Source organism: Methylobacterium frigidaeris, from assembly GCF_022179185.1.
GTDB classification, from domain to species: domain Bacteria; phylum Pseudomonadota; class Alphaproteobacteria; order Rhizobiales; family Beijerinckiaceae; genus Methylobacterium; species Methylobacterium frigidaeris.
This window is the reverse complement of sequence record NZ_BPQJ01000019.1, coordinates 42,994-65,732: the sequence shown is the minus strand read 5'-3', so window position 1 is coordinate 65,732 and position 22,739 is coordinate 42,994. Positions and strand designations below refer to the sequence as shown.

Here is a 22,739-nt window from a genome sequence, read left to right as displayed (position 1 = left end):
GCCCGCGTGACGTCGTGGCGTCGGTGGATTATCGATAATTCATGACGACAGCCAAAGACGAACCGATTGCGGTGCGGATCAGCCGGGCCCTGGCCGAGCGCATCATCTCCGGTGCCCTGGCGGCGGGCTCCCGGCTGCGGCAGGACCATGTCGCCGAGGAGTTCGGCGCCAGCCACGTGCCGGTGCGGGAGGCCTTCCGCCGTCTCGAGGCGCAGGGACTGGTGGTGGGCGAGCCGCGACGGGGCGTGCGCGTCGCCGGATTCAGCCCGGAGGAGGTGCGCGAGGTGGCCGAGATGCGCGCCGCCCTCGAGGTGCTGGCCCTGCGCCACGCCGCCCCGCATCTGACCCCGGCGATCCTCGACCGGGCCGAGGAGGCGACCCGGGCCGGCGACCGGGCCGGCGACGTGCAGGCCTGGGAGGAGGCCAACCGGAGCTTCCACCGCCTCATCCTCGCGCCCTGCGGCATGCCCCGTCTCCTGAAGGTGATCGAGGATCTCCAGGCCGCCAGCGCCCGCTTCCTGTTCGCCGGCTGGCGCGCCGAATGGGAGGCGCCGACCGATCGCGATCACCGGGCGATCCTCGTCGCCCTGCGGGCCGGCGACATTGATGCCGCGGCGGGCATCCTGGCCCGCCACGTTCAATGGGTCGGCCACAGGCCGGGCAACGCCGCCTTCCGGCGCAGTGCCTGACCCGCAAACTATCTATTATTTTCGAAACTATTGCTTTTCAGACGCGTACGTGGATCTTTCCATCCGTCGCCTCGGCGAAATTATCTATAAAATGGAGATCCCGATGAACGCCCTCGTCTTCGGCGCCGTGCCCCTGCGCGCGGCCCGGAACGTCGCCATCGTCCTGTCGGGCGTGCTGCTCATCACCCTCGCGGCCAAGGTCCGGATCCCGTTCTGGCCGGTGCTGATGACGCTGCACACCCTTGCCATCATGGCCCTCGCCCTGGCCGTCGGCCCGCGCCTCGCGGTCGCGACGTTGCTCGGCTACCTGACGGCGGGTGCCGCCGGCTTGCCCGTCTTCTCCGGCACGCCGGAGCGCGGCCTCGGCCTCGCCTACATGGCGGGACCAACCGGCGGCTACCTGGCGGGCTATCTCGTCGCCGCCGGGTTGGTCGGCGTGCTCGCGGCCGGGCGCGGGCTCCTCGGCCGTATCGCGGCGATGCTCGCCGGACTCGCGGTGATCTATGCCCTCGGTCTGGCCTGGCTCGCGCTGTTCGTGCCGGCCGAGAACCTCGTCGCCCTCGGCCTCGCGCCCTTCCTCCTCGGCGACCTCGTCAAGATCGGCCTCGTCGCTGCTGGCACCACCGCCCTGCCGGGCCTGCGCTGCGTCAGCCGGAAAGCCGCACGATGAGCCCGCACCACGAAGACGGGGCCGTCCGGCATGACTGGACGACCCAGGAGATCGAGGCCCTGCACGATCTGCCGCTGCTCGAACTCGTCGGCCGAGCCAATGCCGTCCACCGGCGCCACCACGACCCGAACCGGATCCGCAAGGCGAGCCTGCTCTCGGTGAAGACCGGCGGCTGTCCGGAGGATTGCGCCTATTGCCCGCAATCGGCGCATCACCGCGGGGTCGACCTCACCCGCGACCGGCTGATGGACCCGGCGACCGTGCTGGCGCAGGCGGCCCGCGCCAAGGCGGCGGGGGCGGAGCGCTTCTGCATGGGGGCGGCGTGGCGCCAGGTGCGGGACGGCGCGGAGTTCGACGCGGTGGTGGCAATGGTCGAGGGGGTGCGCGCCCTCGGCATGGAAGCCTGCGTCACCCTCGGCATGCTGAAGGCCCACCAGGCCGCGCGCCTCGCCGCGGCCGGGCTGACCGCCTACAACCACAACCTCGATACCGGCCCTGACTTCTACGACCGGATCGTGACCACCCGCCGCTATCAGGACCGGCTCGATACCCTGGCGACGGTGCGGGAGGCCGGCATCGGCCTGTGCTGCGGCGGCATCGTCGGCATGGGCGAGGCGATGACGGACCGGGCCGGCCTGCTGCAGGTGCTGGCGGGACTGGCACCGCACCCCGAGAGCGTGCCGATCAACGCCCTGGTGCCGGTGGAGGGCACGCCGCTCGCCGACCAGCCCCGCATCGATCCCCTCGACCTCGTCCGCATGGTGGCGACGGCGCGCCTCGTCCTGCCAACCTCGATCCTGCGCCTATCGGCCGGCCGGGCGCAGCTCGGGCGGGAGGCGCAGATCCTGTGCTTCCTCGCCGGAGCGAACTCGGTCTTCGCCGGCGACACCCTGCTGACGACGCCGAATGCCGAGCACGACGACGATGAGGCCCTCTTCGCCGCGCTCGCGCCGCGGCAATCCGCCGGCACCGGCCACGCCCCACCCTGAAGGCCGGACGGTCGATGCCGTTGCGGCAAGGGAAGTCATGATCGGCGAAGTAACCGTAATCTATGGCGGCGCGGAAGAGCGCAGCATGATGAGACGACATCCCGCCATGAAGGAGCGCACCCGGCGCAAGAGGGCCGCCCGCCATACCGCGACCACGAAAGACCACCCGGAGTTTAATCCGGCGATCCGAGGATAAAAATCCCGATGCCGGGCGCTTGTCCGGTTGCCGCCCGGCATCGTAAGCAAGATGCAACACCCGAATCGGGAGGAATCGATGAGCGTCTCCGCCCATTTCGTTCGACCGATCTACCCCCAAGCCGTGATCGTCTCGCTGGCCGGCTATCTCGCCGCGGCGGTGATGTGCGCCGACCGGCGGGCGGCCGGGCGCTGACGCGTCCGGCTGCGGGCCAGCGTCAGGCCGCGAGGCGCGGCCGGTCGCGGCGGTAGCTGTCCATCAGGCCGGCGGGGATCGTCTCCGGCGCGGTGTCGATCACCGGGTCGGTCGCGGCCTCGCTCACCAGGGCACGGGCGAGCAACCGGGCCTCGTCGCGGGCCGCCTCGGCGTCGAAGCGGTTGAGCAGGGCGACGATGGCGTGGGCATCGGCGAAGGGCAGCCGCTCGCAGGCGGTCACCGCCCGCTCGATCATCCGCCGCGACAGGCCCGGACCGCTGCTCTCGCGCAGGCCGCTCGCCTCCTCGTGCCAGGCGGACATCGCCGCCGCGAAGGCGGGTTCGAGGGCGGGCGGCAGGCCAGCCCGGCGGTAGAGCGCCGCCATGCCGCTGCCGCGGGGATCGTGCAGCAGCCCCGCCACCCGCTCGGCGGCCAGGCCCGAGAGGTCGGTCAGCGCCGCCTCGGTGAAGGCCATCCGGCCCGACAGCATCGCCCGCAGGATCAGCCCGGGGGTGAGCTGGCCGGCGCCGCGCAGATACGCGACGAGGCGGCGCAGGTCGGCCCGGTCCGAGCCTTCGGCGAGGCCCAGTGTCGCGCGCTCCCGCGCCTCCCGGGTCACCCGCTCGCTGCGCTCGCGGGAGAGCCAGCCGCAGCCGCTCACGAAGGCCGACAGCGCGCTGGCGAGGCGGGCGGTCACCGCCTGGCGTACGTCGACGGGCAGGTCGGCCCGGGCGAGCAGGGCCTCGCGCAAGCGGGCGTCGTCGCCGTGGCGCTCGACCATCCGCAGGAAGCTGCCGCGGGTGATCTCGGCGCCCGGATTGGCGGCGAGCGCCCGCAGGGCCGCCGCGCCGGCGATCTCGGCGAGCGCCCCGCACAGCATGGCCGAGAGGGCGGGCCTCCCCGCGATGGCGATCCGGCCCGCCTCGTCACCGACGGCGGCACAATCGACGAGGTCGGCATCCGACAGGACCGGCGAGCGCGCCAGCACCAGCCCGGCGATCTCCGCCTGGTCCTGGGCGAGCGCCACCACCAGGGTCCGGGGCGCCTCCGCCGCGTTGGCGCAGGCCTCGGCCAGTGCCCGCCGCACCAGGGGCGAGGGATCGTCGAGGAGCGCCGTGATGGCGGTCTTCGCCTCCCACCGCGCCGCGGGGTCGAGCTTGGCGTAGAGATAGGCCCGTGCGAGCGACGAGGCCGCCTCGGCCCGGCGCCCGGCGGATTCGTGCTGCGTCCAGAGCAGGAACTGGCGGATGATCATCGGCGCGGCTCCGTGACGGATTGTCAGGACTGGATCGGGGACGGCGTGACGGCGGCGCGGTGGCGTCCGCCGAATTCACGCGGGCGGCTCGGTGGCAGGGGCACGCCGGTGGTCGTGATGTCTCGGGGGGTGTCCTGGATCCCGGCCGGGCCGGCCGGCGGGCTCGACGACGGCACGGCCGCCGCGGAGGCGACCACCGGCCCGTCGCTCGAGCGCGGGAAGTAGCTCGGCGCCGCCGCGCCGGTGCCCCGGCTGCCCCACAGCTTGGCGACGCTGTCGGAGACCGGGCCGCGGCGGGCATCGGTCTGGAACAGCGAGCGCAGGCCGCTGCCGGCCTCGGGCGCGTAGGCGGTCGGAACTGCTGCCTGCGCGGTGAGCGTGGCGGTCGTGGACGGGACGCTCGGGCTGGTGCCGAGCACGGCGTAGAGCTCGGAGGCGCTGCGGGCCCGGCCGCCGCGATCGTAGAACAGGCCGCGATTGCCGGCGGCGGCCTCTGGCAGGTCGGCGGCGGCGGAGCGCCCGGGGGCGTTCTCGGCCGCGCGGATCAGGGTCAGCGCCCCGCGCACGCCGAGGAGATGGGCGGCGTAGAGGTCGGCCCGGTTCGGCTCGCGGCCGAGCGCGTCCGAGAGGGCGTCGGCGTTGCGGCGGGTGAGCGCGCCGGCCATCGCGGAGGCGATCTCCGGGTCACGCCGCAGGTCGAGGATCGCCTGGCGAGCCGCCGGATCGCTGACTGTATAACCACCCGACGACCGGGCGGTGATCGCGTCGGCATAGGAGCCGAGGCCGAGCGAGGGGCCGTCCTGCTTCATCACCCCGAGCCAGGTCTGCTCGATGAACTGGAACAGGCCGGTGGCCGAGGAGGAGCCGGCCTTGGCGCTGGGGTTGAGGCTCGATTCACGCTGCGCCGTCGAGAGCAGGTAATCGAAGGCGGCGCCGGTCTTCTCGGCGCCCTGGCGGATCGCGTCGATCACCAGGTTGCCCGAGGCCGCACGGCCGGTGCCCTGGGCGGCTCCCTGGCTGGCAGTCCCTTGCGACGGCGTGTTGCTGAACAGGAACATGGCGGCCCGGTGGAGCGGCACCGCAAAGCGCGGGCCGGCTCTCTCTCGGGCCTCAGGATGCTGGGGTTATGGTAAAGGAAGATTGAAGCGGGCGCGGGTGGCGGCGTCCCGCATTCCGCCTGCGCCTCGCCCTCCGGCTCGCGACCGCGGAACAGGGCCTCGAAATCCTGTCCGCCGTCGAAGCAGTCGCTCGGCATCCTCCTCACGCCGGCGCTGCCAGAGGCGCACCGCGCGGAGTTGTTCGGACGTCATGGTGATGCTGATCTTCTCGGCGGCCTGCATGGCGGCCCCTCCCCGTGATCGGCCGGAACACCAGCATGACCAGGGCGTCAGCATAAAATCCCACCCGGATCGCGGGCGGGACTTCGCCTGCGGCCCCGCGCCATCCCTGCGGCGCGAGGCCCGACCGTCACCGCTTCGGCATATCGCCCCCGCCCGCCGGCCGGCGCATCTCGAAGCGGTTCTCGGACTCGACTGTGAAGTAGTCGAAGTAACCGCCGCGCATGATCGGCCGCATCGCCCCGGTATCGACCCGGCCTTCCGGCGTCACGAAGCGGTCGTCGATGTACATCGACACCACCTGGCCGATCACCATGAAGTAGGCCGCCTCGCCGCCGCCGGCCGGCACGAGCGGGATGGTCTGGAGCCATTGGCATTCGAGGGCGGCGGGCGCGTCCGCGACCCGCGGCGGGCGCACCTTGCGCGACGGGGCGGTGGCAAGGCCGGCGAAGTCGAACTCGCTCTCGCCCCGCGGCAGCGGCGCCGAGGACTGGTTCATCCCGTCCTTGAGGTCGAAGGTCGCGAGGCTGCAGACGAACTCGCCGCCCTCCTCCGCGAAGGTCAGCGCGTCCTTGCGCCCGAAGGAGGAGAACATCACCATCTCGGGGCTGTCCCCCACCCCGTTGAAGAACGAGTAGGGCGAGAGGTTCAGCTGGCCCGAGGCGCTGAGCGCGCTGACCCAGCCGATCGGGCGCGGCGCCACCAGGGCCTTAAACGGGTTGTGCTTCAGGGTGCGGGTCTCGGCGTCGTAATGCATCGGCGGCCCCGGGATGCTCTTGGAACGGGCGGTCCGTCGGCGCGGACCGTCCGCCGTCCAGTAGAGCATCCGCCGGCCGGGGCGCCAGCCTGCGCCCGGTCAGTACCGCGTCACGATCTCGGCAAGGGCCGGCCGCGGCCGATCGGGGGGCACCTGCTCGGCCCGGCCGACATGGACGAAGCCCGCCAGCCGCTCGGCCGGATCGAGGCCGAGCGCGTCGAGCACCCGGCGGTCATAGGCCATCCACTCGGTGAGCCAGGCGGTGCGAAAGCCCAGGGCATTGGCCGCCACGATCAGGTTCATCGCGGCGGCACCGGCCGAGAGCACCTGCTCCCAGTCGGGGATCTTCACGTGCGGGCCGGCCCGCGACACCACGGCGACCACGAGCGGCGCCTGGGCGAGGCGCCCGGCCTCGAGGTCGAGGCGCTTGTCGTCGGCCTCCGGGTGATCGGCCCGGTAAGCCTCGGCCACCACCCGGCCGAGGCGGGTCTGTCCCTCGCCCTCGATCAGGATGAAGCGCCAGGGGGCGAGCTTGCCGTGGTCCGGCACCCGGGAGGCGGCGGCGAGGATCGTGTCCAGCTCCTCTGCGGAAGGACCGGGACCGGCGAGTTGCGCCGGCGGCACCGAGCGGCGGGTACGGAGAAGATCGAGGGTTGCGTTCATCTCGGCTTCAGTGGCTTGAGCTATAGCGGACGGACGGGGACGGCAGGCTGCCATCCTGGCGCCCCGATGCTCCCTTTAAGCACCATTCCGCCCCGGACGGCCACGGCCGGGCGTGACGTGAAGCCGGGCGCCGGGCGAGCCGGGGCCGAGGACGCCGACCGCACCATGACGCGCTCCCCACTCCATGCCTGGACGCCCCGGGATTTCTGGCTGGCGCTCGCCGCCGTGATGCTGTTCTGGGCCGCCGCCGCAGCGGTGTGGCCGCTCGCGGGCGCGGTGGTGCCGTGGGATTCCAAGAACCACTTCTACCCGATGCTGCGCTACCTCGGCGCGGCCCTGGCCAACGGCGAATTGCCGCTCTGGAACCCCTACCACTTCGCCGGCCACCCGTCCGTCGCGGATCCGCAATCGCTCCTCTTCACCCCGACCATGCTGTTCTTCGCGTGGCTCGACCCGTCGCCGTCGATGGAGCTGTTCGACGCGGTGGTGTTCGCCCACCTGATCCCGGGCGCGGTCGCGACCTTGCTGCTCTTCCGCCGCCGCGGCTGGCACCCGGCCGGCGCGGTCGCGGCCGCGATGGTGTTCGTGCTCGGCGGCTCGGCCTCGGCCCGGTTGCAGCATACCGGCATGATCATCTCCTACGGCTTCGTGCCCCTGGCCTGGTGGCTGCTGGAGGAGGCGCTGGCGCGCCGCTCCTACGCCTTCGGTCTCGCCTTCGCGGTCGTGGCCGCCGTGATGACGGTCGGGCGCGACCAGGTGGCGTTCCTGTGCGGGCTGAGCCTGATCGGCGTCGCGGTCCACGCCGTGCTCACGGCTCCGGCGCCGCTCGCCTACCTGCGGGCCCGCATCGGCGTGCTCGCGGTGATGGGAGTCGTCGGCGGCGCGCTGCTGGCGGTGCCCTCGCTCCTCACCATGCAGTTCCTGATGACCTCGACCCGGCCGTCCTTCGGCTACGGTGCTGCGATCATGGGCTCGCTGCCGCCCTCGAGCTTCGCCACCGCGCTGTTCGCCGACGTGTTCGGCTCGCTGCGCTGGACCTACGATTACTGGGGTCCGGACTGGCAATCGATGGACGGCAACACCTGGACCGACCGGGCGGTGAACTACCTCTTCGCCGGGACCCTGCCGGCGGTCCTGATCCTCTGGCACGGCATCGCGGGCGGGCGCCTCGCCGCCCAGGAGATCCGCTATCCCGTCATCATGCTCGGCGCGGCCATCCTGTACGCGCTCGGCCGTTACACCCCGCTCTTCGCGCCGGTCTTCGACCATGTCCCCGGCGTCGACCTCTACCGCCGGCCGGCCGACGCCACCTTCGTCATCAATATCGGGCTGGCTCTGGCCGCCGGATACCTCGTCCATCGCTACGTGATGGAGGGCGCCCCCCGGCTGTGGTCCGGCACGGCGGGCCTCGTGCGCGGCGCCCGCCACGTCCTGCCGGGCATCATCCTGCCGGCCCTGGCACTGGCGGCTCTCGGCGGCATCCTGTTCGTCTCCTACGCCTACGCGGCCAAGGCCCACCACCTGCCGGATGCGCTCCGCGACGGCCTGATCGGTACCGCGATCGCCCTCGCTGCGGTGGGCGTGATCCTGCGCGCCGGCCCGCGCCGGCGGGCGCTCGCCGCCGCCTGCCTGGTGGCTCTGCTCGGCGCCGAGCTGGTCTGGCGCAATGCCGGCAACTCCCTCAACGCCGAGCCGGCGGGCCGCTACGCGGTGTTCCAGCGCCTGCCGCCGGAGCAGCTCCAGGGCCTGACCCTGCTCAAGGCCGAGCTCGACGCCCGCCACGCCAAGGGCGAGCACCCGCGGGTCGAGATCCTGGGCCTCGGCGGCGCCTGGCAGAACGCCTCGATGGTGCTCGGGCTCGAGGACACGATCGGCTACAACCCCTTGCGGCTCGCCGATTACGAGCGCGCGGTCGGCCCCGGCGAGAACGCCGCCGACCCGAACCTGCGCCAGTTCCCCGGCCTGTTCCGCGGCTACCGCTCACGGCTCGCCAGCCTGCTCGGCCTCGAATACCTCGTCCTCGACCGGCCGGCCGAGCGGCTGCCGCGGCATTTTCCGCAGCTGACCGGCGCCAAGCTGCTCTACGGCTCGGGCGAGATGTGGATCTACCGCCTCGACCCGGCCAAGCCCCGGGCCTACCTGGCGACCCGCCTCGTTCCGGTCGATTCGGAGAGCGTGCTCAACCAGGACGAGCTACCCGAGTTCGAGGGCAACGAGACGGCGCTTGTCGACCAGGACAGCGTGCCGAAGATCAAGGGCGAGTTCGGCCTCAAGGACCCGGCCGCGCCGGTGACCGCCGCGAAGGGCACGGCGACCATTCTCGCTTATCGCCGCAATGTCGTCACGGTGGAGGTCGAGACCGACCGCGACAGCGTGCTGGTGCTGCACGACATCTTCTATCCGGGCTGGCAGGCTCGGGTGGACGGTGCCCGCCGCCCGATCCTGCGCACCAACCTGCTCTTCCGCGGGGTCGAGGTGCCGGCGGGCAAGCACGTGGTCGAGTTCCGGTTCCGCCCGCTCTCGGTCGACAACCTGGTGGCGGCAGCGAGCGAATTGTTGGCGAGGGACGATGACGCGGGCGAGACGGCGGTTCGGTAAAACCCTGGCGCTCGCGCTCGCGGCTGGGCCCGCCCTCGCCCAGGCTCCTGGCGAGCCGCCGGCCTTCCCACAGAGTGGCGCCCCCCATGGGACTGCATCCCAGGGCGTCGCGCCGCTGGGCGTGACGCAGGGGCCGCCCCCGGCGCCTGCCCCCGCCGAGGCCAGCCTGTCGTTGCGGGCGGTGCTGACCAGCGAGGCGAAGCCCCTGCGCGGCGGCCTGACCTGGAGGATCTACGAGGACCGGCCGGAGGGCGGCAAGCCGGTGGTGCTGGCCCGCTCCGAGGACGCGCAGCCAACCTTCCGGCTGCCGCCGGGCAGCTACCTCGCCAACGTGACCTACGGCTTCGTCAGCACCTCGAAGCGCGTGACCCTGAATTCCGGCGTGGCGAGCGACCAGCTCACCGTCAATGCCGGGGCGTTGCGCCTCTCCGGCGCCGTCGGCGAGGCGAAGATCCCGGGGGGCCAGCTCGCCTTCGCGGTCTTCGTGCCGATCGGCAACAACCCGGAAGGGCGGCTGGTGCGCGACGGCGTGAAGGCCGGCGAGGTGGTGCGCCTGCCCGAGGGCACCTACCATGTCGTCTCGACCTGGGGCGATTCCAACGCGATCCAGCGCGCCGACCTGAAGGTCGAGAACGGCCGCCTCACCGACGCGACCCTCAACCACCGCGCCGCCACCGTGACCCTGAAGCTCGTCGCCGCCCCCGGCACCGAGGCCTTCGCGGGCACCGCCTTCAGCGTGCTCACCCCCGGCGGCGACACGATCCGCGAGGCGATCGGCGCGTTTCCGCAGGTGACCCTGGCGGAGGGCGAGTACCAGCTGATCGCCCGCCACGACGGCAAGGTCTACACCCAGGACTTCAAGGTCGAGAGCGGCGTCGACCGCGACATCGAGGCGATCGCGAAGGATCCGTGAGCGACGGCCGGGCGAGGACCCCGCGCCTGTCCGTGGATGGACTCATCTCCCGGTGGAGCGAGCAGCCGACGGGCGCCGCGATGTGGGGGTATATCGGTGAAGCGGCCGAATCCTGCGCCACCGCTTATCGGGATTTTAACCCGATGACGTAAGGTTGGCCGCATGCGACACATGCTTGGCCTCATTCGCGACGAGAAGGGATCGACGGCCGTCGAGTTCGCCCTGGTCGGCATGATGTTCATCGCGGCTCTGGTGGGCACGATGATCGTGGCCCAGATCCTGTACTTCGGCCAGAAGCTCGATTACGCGACCGAGCAGGCGTCGCGGCAAGTTCTCGTCGGCACCGCCCAGAAGCAGCAGACGAACCCGGTGAGCCTGGCGAGCTTCACGCGGGAACTCTGCGGCTACCTGCCCGCGGCGATGTCCTGCGGTGACCTGATCGTCAACCTGTACGTCGTGGACGCGGGAAATCCGGGCTACCGCGCCTATGCCAGAAACGACATGAGCGGCTTGGCGCTGCCACCCTTGAAGCCGGGCAGCGGCCAGTTCACCCTCGGCAGCCAGGGCAAATATCAGTACTTGCAGGTGATCTATCCGGTCACCCTCCTGCCCGCCTTCATGACCGGCTGGCTCGACACCACCACGACCTACAAGGGCAAGGCGGCCTATCTGGTGATCTCGACCGCCGCCTTCCGCGTCGAGCAGTACTGATGCGTGCCGCTCTCGCCACCCGGATCCGGCGCTTCCGCTCGGCCGATGACGGCATCGCCGCCGTCGAGCTCGCGCTCGTGCTGCCCGTCCTCCTCACGCTGTTGCTCGGAGGCATTCAAGTCGTCGCCTACGTCAACGCAGTGCGCAAGGTCGAACTGGTGGTCCGGTCGATCAGCCAGATGATCTCGCAGGCCGTTCCCCCGAGCAACGGCAGCACCACCTCCGGCCTGGTCGCCAAGGGCGACCTGCATTTCAGCTACGACGCGGCCCTGGTCCTGTTCCCCTACCTGATGAGCGAGGGCAAGCGCCAGAACAAGGAGTGGTGGGAGGTCATCACGATCAACTACGCCAGCATCCGCTTCAAGCCGAACACGGCGACGTGCCCAGACTTGAGCGATCAGAGCGCCTGCTACAGCGCCGAGGTCGTCTGGACCAGCTCCGGGACCACGCAGCCGACGAGCGGAGATCTCTACCGGCGTTGCGGCGCGGAGCTGACCCCGGTCGAGAACACCGCGGCCCCGAGCCCGACGACCCTGCCGCGCTCCCTCTACGGTCCCGCCACGATGGTCGTGATCGACGTAGTGTTCACGTTCACGCCGACCTTCGGGGCGCGGTACCTGCCGTCGCTGCCGATCGCACGCTCGGCCTACGTCCAGCCGCGCCACGTCCCGCTGATCGACTACGACCTCACCGGCAACGACGGAATCGCCACGAAATGCTCCTGAACTGCGCATCACGGTTCTCCGCGACGCTGATGTCGCTGATGCGGGGCCGCGACGGCGGCATCGGCATTCTGTTCGGGCTCAGCCTGATCCCGATCATCGGTCTCGTCGGGCTCGGGGTCGATTACGGCATCGCGGTCACCAACCGGGCGCGGCTCGACCGCGCGGCGGACGCGGCGGCGCTCGCCGCCGTGGTGACGGCCAAGGCCTACGTCGCGGCCAACGCGTCCCGGAGCGACGTGCTGACGTCCGCCACCGCGGCGGGCGCGACGCGGGCCGTCAACACCTTCAACGTCAATGCCGGCAAGGTCCCGCTGACGACCGTGACGTTGCAGACGCCGGACGTGACAATCTCCGGTCCGACGATCACCGCCAAGATCACCTACACGGCGACGATCCAGAACAGCTTCGCGAAATTCTTCCGAGTGCCGACCACGGCGGTCGGCAACACCGTGAGCGCGTCGGTGGACTTGCCGAGCTATCTCGACTTCTATCTGATGGTCGATGTGTCGGGATCGATGGGCCTGCCCACCACCGCGGATCTCATGGCAAAGCTCGCCCGGGACAACACGGACAAGAAGGACGACTACAAGCAGGGCTGCCAGTTCGCCTGCCACTTCAAGCGGGACGGTTATACCTCGACCGATTACATCGGTTGGACCCTGTCGGCGGGCAAGATCCAGCTGCGGTCGGACGCGGTGAACAACGCCGTGTGCAAGCTTCTCGATCGGGCCTCGGCCGCGCTCGTGCCGGACCAGTACCGCGTCGGCATCTATCCGTTCATCAACCGTCTGGCGACGCTCACCGACCTCACCCCTAATATCGGCACGCTCCGGACGGCAGCCCAGTGCTCGGAGTCCTGGCCGCTCGCCTTCACCAACCTTCTCGATACCGGCACGACGCAGCTCTACACCAACAACGATCCGACCACCGGCACCGGCTCGGGCGGGACCCATTTCGAGAATGCTCTCCCGCAGATGAAAGCGATCGTCGCGCAGAAGGGGATCGGGGATGGATCGACCAGCACGTCCCGCAAGCCGTTCGTGTTCCTCATCACCGATGGAATGCAGAATTCGCAGAATTTCTACGACAGGTCCAAGACCGACAGGATCGCCTATTCGGGATGGCCGTCGAAGTTCGCCAACTACAACAACGCGAATTGGGACGGATCGCAGCCATCCGCTATCGATCCGAAGCAATGCGAAGCGCTGAAAGCCGCGGGCGCAACAATTTCAATTCTCTACATTCCGTATATCATCATCGATTTTGTTGATAACAAAGGATACATCGTCAGCGAGAACAAGAGGGTCAACAATATCAGCCCGACACTGGCGACGCCGCTCAAGGCCTGCGCTTCGCCCGGGTTGTTTCAGACTGCCAGCGACCCGGATGCCATCACCGCAGCCCTGAGCAAGATGTTCGAGCAGGCGCTGCATGTCGCCCGCCTCACCCAGTAGGAGAGGCGGGAGGCGCCACCGGACCCGGGACGCCGGTTGACCGGTGGAGCGTCATCCGCGCCGCCGGTCGGGCCGTGATCGCACCGAGAGGTCCGTCAGGTCGCACCAAAACCCTCCGCAGCAGGGGCGGGAGATTCCAGCGCGACCCGTCGAACCGTGCCCTCGGGACGACCGTTCGAACCGGTACGCTACGGCACCGGCGCTTCGCCGTGCTGCCCGTCGAGCGCCACGCCCTCGCTCGGCACGCTGTCCGCCACCGCCTGCGCGCGGCGCAGGTCCGGGAAGGTCGCCTCGGCGACCAGCTCGGCGAGCGCCTGATCGAGCGGCAGGGTGCGGCTCTGCGGGCTGCCGAGGCGGCGGATCGAGACGGTGCGCTCCTCGCCCTCCTTGCGGCCGACGACCAGCATCACCGGCACCTTGGCGTGGGAATGCTCGCGGACCTTGTAGTTGATCTTCTCGTTGCGAAGATCGGCCTCGGCCCGCAGGCCCGCCGCATCCGCCGCCTTCAGGACCTCGCGGGCGTAAGGGTCCGCCTCGCCGGTGATCGTCGCCACCACGACCTGCAACGGCGCCAGCCAGAGCGGGAAATGGCCGGCGAAGTGCTCGATCAGGATACCGGTGAAGCGCTCCATCGAGCCGCAGATCGCGCGATGGACCATCACCGGGGTCTTCTTCTGCCCGTCGGCATCGACGAAGAAGGCGCCGAACCGCTCCGGCAGGTTGAAGTCGACCTGCGTGGTGCCGCACTGCCAGTCGCGGCCGATCGCGTCGCGCAGCACGTACTCGAACTTGGGCCCGTAGAAGGCGCCCTCGCCGGGGTTGATCGCGGTCTTGATCCGCCCGCCCGACTGCTCCTCGATCTGGGCCAGCACCCGGGTCATCACCTCCTCGGCGTGATCCCACAGCGCGTCCGAGCCGACGCGCTTCTCCGGCCGCGTCGAGAGCTTCACCACGATCTCGTCGAAGCCGAAATCGGCGTAGGTGGAGAGAATCAGATCGTTGATCTTCAGGCACTCGGCCGCGAGCTGGTCCTCGGTGCAGAAGACGTGGGCGTCGTCCTGCGTGAAGGCGCGCACCCGCATCAGCCCGTGCAGCGCCCCCGAGGGCTCGTAGCGCGAGACCGAGCCGAACTCGGCGAGCCGCAGCGGCAGGTCGCGGTAGGATTTCAGCCCATGCTTGAAGATCTGCACGTGGCCGGGGCAGTTCATCGGCTTGATCGCGAAGACGCGCTCGTCCTCGGTCTTCGTGACGAACATGTTCTCCCGGTACCAGTCCCAGTGACCGGACGTCTCCCACAGGGCCTTGTCGAGGATCTGCGGCGCGTTGACCTCCTGGTAGTCGCCCTTCAGGCGCCGGCGCATGTAGGCGATGAGGGACTGGAACAGGGTCCAGCCCTTCGGATGCCAGAACACCACGCCCGGCCCCTCCTCCTGGAAGTGGAAGAGGTCCATCTCGCGGCCGAGCTTCCGGTGGTCGCGGCGCTCGGCCTCGGCGAGGCGGTTGAGGTAGGCGTCGAGATCGGCCTGATTGGCCCAGGCCGTGCCGTAGATCCGGCTCAGCATCGGCTTCGTCGAGTCGCCGCGCCAATAGGCCCCCGCCACCTTCATCAGCTTGAAGGCGGTGCCGACCTTGCCCGTCGAGGTCATGTGCGGCCCGCGGCAGAGGTCGAACCACTCGCCCTGGCGGTAGAGCCGCAGGTCCTCGCCCGGCGGGATCGCGTCGACGAGCTCGACCTTGAAGTTTTCGCGCTTCTCCGCGAACAGCGTGCGCACGTCGTCGCGGGCCCAGACCTCCTTGGTGAAGGGAGCGTCGCGGGCGATGATCTCGCGCATCCGCGCCTCGATCGCCGGAAAGTCGTCCGGCGAGAACGGCGTCTCGCGGTGGAAGTCGTAGTAGAAGCCGTTCTCGATCACTGGTCCGATCGTGACCTGGGTTTCCGGCCACAGCGACTGCACCGCCTCGGCGAGCACGTGGGCGCAATCGTGCCGGATCAGCTCCAGCGCCCGCGGATCGGTGCGGTCGAGGAACTCGATGCGGACGTCCTCGGCGATCGTGTCGTCGAGGTCGCGGACAGAGCCGTCGAGCGCCATCGCCACGGTGCGCTTGGCCAGCGACTTGGCGATGCCCTCGACGACGGCGCGGCCGGTCACGGCGCCGTCGTAGGACCGCGTGGCGCCATCGGGAAATGTCAGGATCGGCATGGGCTTCTAAGGACTCCTCGGGGCTCACTCCTGCGCACGGTGCAGGTAAGCCGGGTGGTGGACAGGTCCGGCGGGCTTTGCCGCGCACCGGACCGGCGCCGTATACCAGCGATGGCGGGAAATGACAGACACACCCCCGCGCCTTCGCATCGGCGAGGAGATCAGCCCTCGACGCTCTCGCAGAGCGGTGGCGGGGCGTTGACCCCGCGCCACCGGGCATAGGCCCAGGGGCGGTGCCAGGCGGCGCCGGCGGGCGGCAGCTCCGGCACGAGATCGATGCCGTTCGTGCCGAACGGGCCGCAGCGGCAGATGCGGGCGAACCCCATCCAGCCGCCGGCCCAGAGGCCGTGGCGCTGGATCGCCTCGTCGGTATAGGCCGAGCAGGACGGCCAGTGCCGGCACTGGCGTCCGACGAGGCCCGACAGGGTCAGCTGGTAGCCGCGGATGGCGAGATGCGCCGCGCGGCGGGTCGGGCTCACGCCGGCACCGCCTCGCTCCTCGCCTCGCGCCTAGCGCCGATCTGGTCGAGGGCGTCCACCACCGCGTCGAAGGTCAGAAGCGTCGAGGCGTGGCGCGCCTTGAAGTCCCGAACCGGCTCCAGCACCGCGAAATCGGCGAACTTCCCCTCGGGTGCCGGCCCGCCCTCCTTCAGCATCCGCCGCACCGTGTCGCGGAGAGACCGCAGCTCCTCGGCGCTGGCGCCGACCACGTGGCGGGCCATCAGCGAGGAGGCGGCCTGGCCGAGCGCGCAGGCCTTCACGTCGTGGGCGAAGTCGGAGACCGTGTCGCCCTCGGTGACGAGGTCCACCGTCACGGTCGAGCCGCACAGCTTCGAGTGCTTGGACGCGCTCGCCTCCGGCTGCGGCAGCCGGCCGAGGCGGGGGATGTCCGCCGCGAGGGCGAGGATGCGGGCGTTGTAGATGTCGTCGAGCATGGCATTCGTACTTTGGACGAGAGGGGCCGCGGGACGGACGAATCGGGCTTGACCGGACAGGTCGGACTTTGGCTTGACGAAGCGATGGGTTCGGACGCGGTGACCTGCTGCGCGCCCGGTGCATTGCGCGCACCGGGCGGATTCCCGATATAGGCACGGTTGCCCGGCGGCGCGAGGCGCGGCCGGATCGGGGCGCATCTCTGGTCCCGGCATGGCTCTCCCCCAGGGGTGGCCCTGATCTTGGCGGCCCGGATGTTGGAGGCGTGATGGATGCGGTGCTGAAGTCCTTGTCGGTCCGGGCCCCGGAGGCGGCCGACAAGCGCAGCGACGCCCCCCGGCCGGAGCGCGTCACCGAGCGCCCCACCCGCCAGGAGGCCGAGGCCGCCGTGCGCACCCTGCTGCGCTGGGCCGGCGACGACCCGGAGCGCGAGGGCCTGCTCGAGACGCCGCAGCGGGTAGTGAAGGCTTACGAGCAGATCTTCGGCGGCTACCGCCAGGACGCGGACGCCATCCTCGACCGGGTGTTCGAGGAGGTCGAGGGCTATTCCGATATCGTGCTGGTGCGCGACATCGCCTTCCACTCCCATTGCGAGCACCACATGGTGCCGTTCATGGGCAAGGCCCACATCGCCTACTACCCGCGCCGAGGCGTCGTCGGCCTGTCGAAGCTCGCCCGCGTCGTCGACGCCTTTGCTCGCCGCCTCCAGACCCAGGAGACGATGACGGCGCAGATCGCCGAGACGATCGATTCGGTGCTGCATCCCCGCGGCGTCGCCGTGATGGTGGAGGCCGAGCATCTGTGCATGGCGATGCGCGGCGTGCAGAAATCCGGCGTCTCGACCATCACCACCCAGTTCACCGGCGTGTTCAAGCAGGACCCGACCGAGCAGGTCCGCTTCCTCACCCTGGTCCGCGACCGGCGATGAACCCGCTTCCCTCCTTCGCCGCTCCCGGCACGAAGCGCGACCTCGAGGAGGGCGAGACCTTCACGCCGCGCTTCGGACCGGACGGGCTGATCACCGCGCTGGCGGTCGATGCCGACAGCGGCGCGGTGCTGATGCTCGCCCACATGAATGCCGAGTCGCTGGCCCGGACGCTCGCCACCGGCGAGGTCTGGTACTGGTCGCGCTCGCGGGCCGAGCTCTGGCACAAGGGCGCCACCAGCGGGCAGATCCAGACCCTCGTCGAGATGCGGGTCGATTGCGACCAGGACGCCCTGCTGCTGCGGGTGCGCGTCGGCGGCGATGGCGGCTGCTGCCATACCGGGCGGCGGGACTGCTTCTATCGTGGCGTCTCGTACGATGCCGGGAGCGGGGCGGTGACGCTGGTGTCCCGCCCCTCGTAGGCGGCGCGCGATCGTCCTGCCCTGCGGGGCACGGCTGCTGCCAAGCCCCTGGCCGCCATCAGCCCCTGGCCGCCACCAGCCCCTGGCCACCACCCCCGCCCCCGCGCTAGCACAGGTCCCGGACACCCCACCCGGAGCCCATGCCTTGCCCGACGACCGCCAGCCGCCGCCCCGCTTCAACGGCGCCCGCTACTGCCTGGAGGCCAATGCCCGGGAGCGCGGCGACAAGCCGGCGCTGGTCATGGTCGGCGACGAGGGGCGGACCGACGTCATGACCTTCGCCGAAGTCGACCGGGCGGTGCGGGGCGTCGCGGCGGGGTTGCGCGATCTCGGCCTGCCGGCGGGCGCCCGGGTGATGATCCGCATGGGCAACGACGCGGATTACGTCATCACCTACTTCGCGGCCCTCGCCGCCGGGCTGGTCGCTCAGCCCTCCTCGCCCCAGCTCACCGCCGGCGAGGCGGCGTTCCTGATGCACGATTCCGGCGCCGCGGTGATCGCGGCAGCCGACGACTGCCCTCTCGACGCGGAGGCCTGCCGCGGCCGGATCATTCTTCGCCGTGACGACATCGCCCGCCTGCGTACCGGGCCGCCCCTCGAGGCTTACGCCGACACCGCCGCCGACGATCCCGCAACGCTCGTCTACACCTCCGGCACCACCAGCCGGCCGAAAGGCGTGCTGCACGCCCACCGCACCATCTGGGGCCGGCGGCCGATGCACGATCACTGGCTCGGGCTGCGCGAGAACGACGTGGTGCTGCATGCCGGCACCATGAACTGGACCTACACCCTCGGGGTCGGCATCCAGGACCCCTGGGCGCGGGGCGCCACCACGGTGCTCTACAACGGCCGGCGCGATCCCTCCCTGTGGCCGGCCCTGATCGCCCGCCACCGCGCCACCCTGTTCGCGGCGGTGCCGAGCCTGTACCGGCAGATCCTCAAATACGCCGATCTTCGCGCCCACGACCTCTCGTCCCTGCGCCACGGCATCACGGCGGGCGAGGCGCTCTCGCCCCAGCTCCTCGCCGAGTGGCGGGAGACCACCGGCACGCCGCTCTACGAGGCGCTCGGGATGAGCGAGATCTCGACCTACATCTCCACCAGTCCGCTCGTGCCGATCAAGCCCGGCTCCCCGGGCAGGCCGCAGCCGGGGCGACGGGTCGCGATCCTCCCCGTCGAGGGCGCGCCGGAGCCGCTGCCGACGGGCGAGGTCGGGCTCTTGGCCATCCACCGCTCCGATCCAGCGCTGATGCTCGGCTACTGGAACCGCCCGGAGGAGGAGGAGGCGGTGATTCGGGGCGATTGGTTCGTGGGCGGCGACCTCGCCTCCCTCGATGCCGACGGCTACGTCTGGTTCGAGGGCCGCAACGACGACATCATGAACGCCTTCGGCTACCGGGTGTCGCCGAACGAGGTCGAGAGCGCGCTGATCGCGCACCCCGACGTGCAGGAGGTCGCGGTGACCGAGTTGGCCGTCCGCGACGACGTGCGGGTGATCGCCGCCTTCGTGGTCCCGAAGCCCGGCGCGGCACCGCAGCGGGACGCGCTCATCGCCTGGTGCGGCGAGCGGCTGGCCGCCTACAAGTGCCCGCGCGAGGTCGTGTTCCTGGAGACGCTGCCGCGGACCCCGAACGGCAAGGTGCAGCGCAAGCGGCTGGCGGTGGGGTGAGAGGCCGCTCCGGCCCATCGCGTGGTCATCCCACCCGCGACCTCGTCCTGAGGTGCGAGTGGGATGTATGATGACGAGGTGTCCGTCGTTCCAGACCGCGCGATACCATCCAGGACTCCGAGCAGGCCGCCCAAGAGCCGGCCCTTACGGCGAGGCCACCTTCACCCCCCGCGCCGTGTTCCGCGCCAGGACCAGGAGCGCGCGCTCGGGCAGCCGCACGACCCCGCCGGCCTTCACGCTCTCCCGCCCGCCCGGTCGTCCGTCCGACACCGTGGTGTCAAAGAACGGCGTCCATGGCCCGCCGATCACCGGGGCGAGGCGGAAGTCCAGAGCCGCCTCCCCCGCATTGGCGAGGATCAGGAGCCGGCGCCCGTCGGGGGCATCGTTGCCGATCTGCATGCCGAAGGCCCTGCGCTCGCCATCGCCCCAGGCGCCGTCATCCATCTCGGCGCCGCAGGGCGAGAGCCAGTGCACATCCCTCAATCCCCCGGACGCCACGGTCTCGCCGGTGAGGAACTTGCGGCGGCGCAGGGCCCGATGGTCGCGGCGGAGTGCCAGCAGGTTGCGCACGAAGGCGGTCAGGGCCGGGTCACCGCCGTCATTCTCCCAATCGACCCAGGAGGTGGCGTTGTCCTGGCAGTAGGCGTTGTTGTTGCCGCCCTGGCTGCGCGAGCGCTCGTCGCCCATCAGCAGCATCGGCACGCCTTGGGCGAGCAGGATCGTCGCCAGAAGATTGCGCTTCTGACGCGTCCGGACCGCCAGGATCTCGGGATCGTCGGTCGGCCCCTCAGCGCCGTAATTGCGCGAGACGTTGTGGCCGTGGCCGTCGCGGTTGCCCTCGCCGTTGGCCTCGTTGTGCTTCTCCTCGTAGGCGACGACGTCGGCGAGCGTGTAGCCGTCGTGAGAGGCGATGAAGTTGATGCTGGCCGAGGGCCCGCGGCCGGAGGCGGAAAAAATCTCCTTCGAGCCGGTCAGCCCCTGCGTCAGCTTCGGCAGCTGGCCGGCATCGCCGCGCCAGAAGCCGCGGGCCGCATCGCGGAACTGGTCGTTCCAGTCGCTCCAGCCGACGGGGAAGCCGCCGAGCTGGTAGCCGCCCATGCCGATGTCCCACGGCTCGGCGATGAGCTTCACCCGCGACAGGAGCGGGTCCTGCGCCATCGCCTGCAGCACCGCGGCGCGGGGCGTGAAGTCGTGAGGGGCGCGGGCGAGGCTCGAGGCGAGGTCGAAGCGGAACCCGTCGATCCGGTAGGCCTCGACCCAGTGGCGCAGGGAATCGAGCACCATCTGCATCACCCGCGGCACCGCCACGTCGAGGGTGTTGCCGCAGCCGGTGCAGTCGATGTCGCGGCGCGGATCGTCGGGATTCAGCTTGTAGTAGCTCGCATTGTCGATGCCGCGGAACGACAGGCTCGGCCCGGTATGGTCGGCTTCGCAGGTGTGGTTGTAGACCACGTCCATCAGCACCTCGATGCCGGCGGCGTGGAGCTGGCGGATCGCGGCCTTGAGGCCCGCGGTGCCGGCGGGCCCGAGATAGCGCGGTTCGGGGGAGAAATAGTTGAGCGGGGAGTAGCCCCAGAAGTTCGTCAGGTCCTTCTCGACCAGGAAGCGGTCGTCGACGAAGGCCTGGATCGGCAGCAGCTCGATCGCCGTGACGCCGAGGCGCACGAGGTGATCGACGATCGCCGGGTGGCCGAGCGCGGCGTACGATCCGCGCCAGGGCAGCGGCACGTCCGGGTGGGTCTGGGTCAGGGCCCGGACATGGGCCTCGTAGATCACGCTGTCGACGAGAGGGTGGCGCAGGGGCGGATCGTCGTGAACCGGCGCCTCGGGCGCGGTGACCACGCCCTTCGGCATCATCGGGGCGCTGTCGCGCCGATCGAGCACGTCCTCGCGGTGGCTGCCGCGGCGATAGGGGTAGAGCGCGTCGTGCCAGCGCACCCGGCCGTGCAGCTCGCGGGCGTAGGGGTCGATCAGGAGCTTGTGCGGGTTGAAACGGTGGCCGCGCGCCGGCTCCCAGGGGCCATGCACCCGATAGCCGTAGAGCTGCCCCGGCAGCACGCCGGAGAGATAGCCGTGCCAGACGTCGTCCGTGCGCCGCGGCAGCCGGACCACGTCGGTCTGGATCCGACCCGTCGGATCGAACAGGCACAGGTCCACCGCCGTGGCATGGGCGGAGAACAGCGCGAAATTGACCCCGCGCCCGTCGAAATGGGCGCCGAGCGGGCCCGCGGCGCCGTCATCGAGTGCGATCATCCGGTCCGTCATTCCCTCGGGCGCGAGCCTATTCGGTCCCGAGCATGCCCGCGGACCGGCCGGCTGCCAAGCTGACGGTGCGCCCCGTCCTCAGGCGGCCGCGCTCCCCGGCTCGCGGGAGGTATCGCGGGAGACGAGGGCGACCGCCTCCCGCAAGGTGTGCAGGCCCGCGTCGGACCGCGTGCCGGCGACCGAGAGGTGACGGCGATACGGCCGCGCGCCCGGGCGGCCGTTGAACAGGCCGAGCATGTGCCGGGTCATGGCGTGCAGGCGCACCCCCTCCCGGAGCCGGGCCGCGACATAGGGCTCGTAGGCCTCGACCGCCGCGAACGGATCGGCCACCGGCGCCGGCTCTCCGAACAGCTCGGGGTCGACGCCCAGCAGCAGGGAAGGCTCCGCATAGGCCGCGCGGCCGAGCATCACCCCGTCGAGACTGATACCGCCCCGCGGCTCCAGCTCGGGCTTGGCGGTCGCGAGGTCCTGCAATCCGCCGTTGAGGGCGATCGGCAGGTCCGGGTTCGCGCGCTTGAGCCGATGGACCCGGCCGTAATCGAGCGGCGGGATGTCCCGGTTCTCCTTCGGCGACAGGCCCTTGAGCCAGGCCTTGCGGGCATGGACGACGAGCGCGTCGACGCCGGCCGCGCGCACCGCGGCCGTCAGTGCGTCGAGGGCCGCCTCAGGGTCCTGGTCGTCGACGCCGATGCGGCACTTCACCGTCACCGGCACCGACACCGCGGCCTTCATGGCGGCGACGCACTCGCCGACGAGCGCCGGCTCGCGCATCAGGCAGGCGCCGAAGCGCCCGTCCTGCACCCGGTCGGAGGGGCAGCCGACATTGAGGTTCACCTCGCGATAGCCGAATCCTTCCGCGATGCGGGCCGCCGCCGCGAGGTCGCCCGGATCCGACCCGCCGAGCTGGATCGCCACCGGATGCTCCGCCGCGTCGAAGCCGATCAGCCGCTCCCGCGGCCCGTGCAGCACCGCGCCGGTCGTCACCATCTCGGTGTAGAGCAGGGCACGGGCCGAGAGGGTGCGGTGGAAGGCGCGACAGTGGCGGTCGGTCCAGTCCATCATGGGGGCTATGGAAAAGCGCCAAGGACTGAAATTGCTCGTTTTTTCAACCATGGCAACCACCTGACCCGACCCTCGTGCTGTACGATTTGAAGCCGTTTCCGGCGTTTTGAG

Annotated in this window: 20 protein-coding genes; 11 read left to right on the top strand and 9 right to left on the bottom strand. The window is 70.7% G+C overall.

What is annotated here, in order from left to right; genetic code table 11:
- Positions 1–41 precede the first annotated feature (41 nt).
- The 3 genes from MFF64_RS19910 (at position 42) to bioB (ending at position 2,348) form a co-directional block, all read left to right on the top strand.
- Positions 42–689: a GntR family transcriptional regulator gene (locus MFF64_RS19910; protein WP_099905605.1), complete on the top strand. Its 648-nt coding sequence runs from the start codon at positions 42–44 to the stop codon at positions 687–689.
- Positions 690–792: 103 nt separating this feature from the next.
- Entirely contained in the window at positions 793–1,359 is a 567-nt protein-coding gene (locus MFF64_RS19905; protein WP_099905606.1) for a biotin transporter BioY, read from the top strand.
- A complete protein-coding gene (gene bioB, locus MFF64_RS19900; RefSeq protein WP_099905604.1) occupies positions 1,356–2,348 on the top strand; it encodes a biotin synthase BioB in 993 nt (330 codons plus the stop codon). Before MFF64_RS19905 ends, bioB begins: the two co-directional genes overlap by 4 nt.
- A gap of 413 nt (positions 2,349–2,761) precedes the next feature.
- On the opposite strand, the gene MFF64_RS19895 is transcribed toward bioB, so the two are convergent.
- The 4 genes from MFF64_RS19895 to MFF64_RS19880 all read right to left on the bottom strand — a co-directional run bounded on the left by MFF64_RS19895 (position 2,762) and on the right by MFF64_RS19880 (position 6,751).
- A complete protein-coding gene (locus MFF64_RS19895; RefSeq protein WP_238192157.1) occupies positions 2,762–3,994 on the bottom strand; it encodes a DUF2336 domain-containing protein in 1,233 nt (410 codons plus the stop codon).
- 23 nt (positions 3,995–4,017) lie between these two features.
- Positions 4,018–5,052, bottom strand: a complete 1,035-nt coding sequence (locus MFF64_RS19890; protein WP_133123710.1) for a transglycosylase SLT domain-containing protein — start codon at positions 5,050–5,052, stop codon at positions 4,018–4,020.
- 409 nt (positions 5,053–5,461) lie between these two features.
- A complete protein-coding gene (locus MFF64_RS19885) occupies positions 5,462–6,088 on the bottom strand; it encodes a flavin reductase family protein (RefSeq protein WP_099907721.1) in 627 nt (208 codons plus the stop codon).
- 99 nt (positions 6,089–6,187) lie between these two features.
- A complete protein-coding gene (locus tag MFF64_RS19880; RefSeq protein ID WP_099907719.1) occupies positions 6,188–6,751 on the bottom strand; it encodes a nitroreductase family protein in 564 nt (187 codons plus the stop codon).
- A gap of 165 nt (positions 6,752–6,916) precedes the next feature.
- Here MFF64_RS19880 and MFF64_RS19875 point away from each other — a divergent pair, with 165 nt between their 5' ends.
- The 5 genes from MFF64_RS19875 to MFF64_RS19855 all read left to right on the top strand — a co-directional run bounded on the left by MFF64_RS19875 (position 6,917) and on the right by MFF64_RS19855 (position 13,152).
- Positions 6,917–9,349, top strand: coding sequence for a YfhO family protein (locus MFF64_RS19875; protein WP_099907726.1), 2,433 nt, complete (start codon positions 6,917–6,919; stop codon positions 9,347–9,349).
- Positions 9,321–10,262 (top strand): RgsD C-terminal domain-containing protein, encoded by a 942-nt coding sequence (locus tag MFF64_RS19870; protein WP_099907717.1) that lies wholly within the window; start codon positions 9,321–9,323, stop codon positions 10,260–10,262. The genes MFF64_RS19875 and MFF64_RS19870 overlap by 29 nt, the downstream gene beginning before the upstream one ends.
- Before the next feature lie 162 nt (positions 10,263–10,424).
- The gene (locus tag MFF64_RS19865) at positions 10,425–10,973 is read left to right on the top strand and encodes a TadE/TadG family type IV pilus assembly protein (RefSeq protein ID WP_099907715.1); all 549 of its coding nucleotides are present in this window, start codon (positions 10,425–10,427) and stop codon (positions 10,971–10,973) included.
- Positions 10,973–11,698: a TadE/TadG family type IV pilus assembly protein gene (locus MFF64_RS19860; RefSeq protein ID WP_099907713.1), complete on the top strand. Its 726-nt coding sequence runs from the start codon at positions 10,973–10,975 to the stop codon at positions 11,696–11,698. Before MFF64_RS19865 ends, MFF64_RS19860 begins: the two co-directional genes overlap by 1 nt.
- A complete protein-coding gene (locus MFF64_RS19855) occupies positions 11,689–13,152 on the top strand; it encodes a pilus assembly protein TadG-related protein (protein WP_099907711.1) in 1,464 nt (487 codons plus the stop codon). The genes MFF64_RS19860 and MFF64_RS19855 overlap by 10 nt, the downstream gene beginning before the upstream one ends.
- Before the next feature lie 188 nt (positions 13,153–13,340).
- On the opposite strand, the gene thrS is transcribed toward MFF64_RS19855, so the two are convergent.
- The 3 genes from thrS to MFF64_RS19840 form a co-directional block, all read right to left on the bottom strand.
- Positions 13,341–15,353 carry a threonine--tRNA ligase gene (gene thrS, locus MFF64_RS19850; RefSeq protein WP_238192155.1) on the bottom strand — a complete coding sequence of 671 codons (2,013 nt, stop codon included), beginning with the start codon at positions 15,351–15,353 and terminating at the stop codon, positions 13,341–13,343.
- 161 nt (positions 15,354–15,514) lie between these two features.
- Positions 15,515–15,832: a membrane protein insertion efficiency factor YidD gene (gene yidD / locus MFF64_RS19845; protein ID WP_099907475.1), complete on the bottom strand. Its 318-nt coding sequence runs from the start codon at positions 15,830–15,832 to the stop codon at positions 15,515–15,517.
- Positions 15,829–16,287: an iron-sulfur cluster assembly scaffold protein gene (locus tag MFF64_RS19840; protein ID WP_099907477.1), complete on the bottom strand. Its 459-nt coding sequence runs from the start codon at positions 16,285–16,287 to the stop codon at positions 15,829–15,831. Before MFF64_RS19840 ends, yidD begins: the two co-directional genes overlap by 4 nt.
- Before the next feature lie 266 nt (positions 16,288–16,553).
- Between MFF64_RS19840 and folE the strand changes: the two genes are divergently transcribed.
- The 3 genes from folE (at position 16,554) to MFF64_RS19825 (ending at position 19,301) form a co-directional block, all read left to right on the top strand.
- Positions 16,554–17,213: a GTP cyclohydrolase I FolE gene (gene folE / locus MFF64_RS19835; RefSeq protein ID WP_099907479.1), complete on the top strand. Its 660-nt coding sequence runs from the start codon at positions 16,554–16,556 to the stop codon at positions 17,211–17,213.
- Entirely contained in the window at positions 17,210–17,632 is a 423-nt protein-coding gene (hisI, locus tag MFF64_RS19830; RefSeq protein WP_099907481.1) for a phosphoribosyl-AMP cyclohydrolase, read from the top strand. The genes folE and hisI overlap by 4 nt, the downstream gene beginning before the upstream one ends.
- Before the next feature lie 145 nt (positions 17,633–17,777).
- Entirely contained in the window at positions 17,778–19,301 is a 1,524-nt protein-coding gene (locus MFF64_RS19825) for an acetate--CoA ligase (RefSeq protein ID WP_099907483.1), read from the top strand.
- 144 nt (positions 19,302–19,445) lie between these two features.
- Here MFF64_RS19825 and glgX read toward each other — a convergent pair whose 3' ends face one another.
- Both glgX and dusA read right to left on the bottom strand, forming a co-directional pair.
- A complete protein-coding gene (gene glgX, locus MFF64_RS19820; RefSeq protein ID WP_099907489.1) occupies positions 19,446–21,554 on the bottom strand; it encodes a glycogen debranching protein GlgX in 2,109 nt (702 codons plus the stop codon).
- A gap of 90 nt (positions 21,555–21,644) precedes the next feature.
- Positions 21,645–22,679, bottom strand: a complete 1,035-nt coding sequence (gene dusA, locus MFF64_RS19815) for a tRNA dihydrouridine(20/20a) synthase DusA (protein WP_099907485.1) — start codon at positions 22,677–22,679, stop codon at positions 21,645–21,647.
- Between the last annotated feature and the right edge of the window lie 60 nt (positions 22,680–22,739).